At 55.1% G+C, this 1,375-nt stretch carries 1 protein-coding gene; it reads right to left on the bottom strand.

The annotated features are described in order from the left end of the window. Positions 1-263 precede the first annotated feature (263 nt). Positions 264-1,280: an IS110 family transposase gene (locus DFS28_RS30350; protein WP_111452712.1), complete on the bottom strand. Its 1,017-nt coding sequence runs from the start codon at positions 1,278-1,280 to the stop codon at positions 264-266. Between the last annotated feature and the right edge of the window lie 95 nt (positions 1,281-1,375).

Below are 1,375 nucleotides of genomic sequence, written 5' to 3'. Positions count from 1 at the left end.
GCGAGGCACCGAACGAAATGTATGGTCAGCCCATCTTCTGCCACCCAGCACTGATGAGCGGTAAATCGAGCTTGCGCTAATGTATCCGGGCTCAGTGTGAGCACGGATAGCGCTCGGCCCTTGATGAGTAGTCGCTCCTGCCTGTCCTTTAAAAGGGGCTCAGCCTCAAAAGCTACTTTCGTTCCCAGGTTTTCAGCCAGGATGTCTGCCGTTTATCGTCATCAGCTACTGACGTCGCAAAAGCCGGTGGTGAAGCGTACGGATCAAGCCAAAAGCTGTGAGTTGTAGGTGCCGCCCTTGGTTAATAACACCCAGATGATTCTGGCCATTTTGTTCGCCAGGGCACAGACCACTTTATTCAGAGGCTTGCGGGCGAGCAAGTTTTTGGCCCACATACCGAGGGCGTCGGTTCGGTGATCGACTCGGTATAAAACGGTGTGAGCGCCCTGTACAAGCAGGCTTCTTAGGTATTTATCGCCCCGTTTGCTGATGCCGAGGAGGACGGTTTCGCCACCTGTTGAATACTGTCGCGGCACCAACCCCAACGATGCGGCGAAGTCGCGGGACGATTTGAAAACCGAAGCGTCACCGACATCGGCCACCAGAGCGCTAGCGATGAGGGGGCCGATGCCGGGGATGCTTTGCAAGCGTTGGCCGGCGTCACTTTGGACGAGGTTTTGCTTGATCTCGACATCAAGTTTTTTGATCTCCCCAGTCAGCTGCCGAATATCTTCAAGCATGCGCTCAATGGCGTTTATCAAACGGATGGGAAGTTCACGGCTTTGCATCAGGCCCGGGACCCGATCAAGGGCGGCGTATCCGGCGGGAAAGATGACGCCGAACTCCAGGAGAAATCCATGCACTTGATTGATAACGGCGGTGCGTCGACTTACTAAGGACTTGCGCAGTCGGTGCTCAGTGCACAGCACCTGCTGTTCTACGGTTTTGACTTGGACCGAACGGGTTCTAGGGCGCGAGGCTGCTTCACAAATGGCCTCGGCATCAATGAAGTCGTTTTTGTTGCCGGTAACGTAGGCCTTCACATGTTGTGGTGCGATCAACTGCACTTGATGGCCTTGCTCCATGATTTTCCGGGCAAGCCACTGAGAACCGCCGCAGGACTCCATGGCAATTTTGCAGGTCGAAATCTGCGCCAGATAAGGGAGCAATTGGTTGCGGTTGAGCTTTTTACGCAGCACCTGATGGCCCCTGGCGTCCTGTCCATGCAGGTGGAAAGTGTTCTTGCCGATGTCGATACCCAGAAGCGTCACGGTATTCATGAGAGATCCTCCTTCGGTAAAGAGAGCGCCCCGGCAAGTTTAGACTCGCCGAGGTTCTCGCCGGGCTGACCATCTCATTAGGGGCAAGAGCCCTT

The organism is Pseudomonas sp. 478 (assembly GCF_003254125.1).
Classification (GTDB): Bacteria; Pseudomonadota; Gammaproteobacteria; order Pseudomonadales; family Pseudomonadaceae; genus Aquipseudomonas.
The sequence above is the reverse complement of the archived record's forward strand: the minus strand, read 5'-3'. Positions and strand labels throughout refer to the sequence as shown.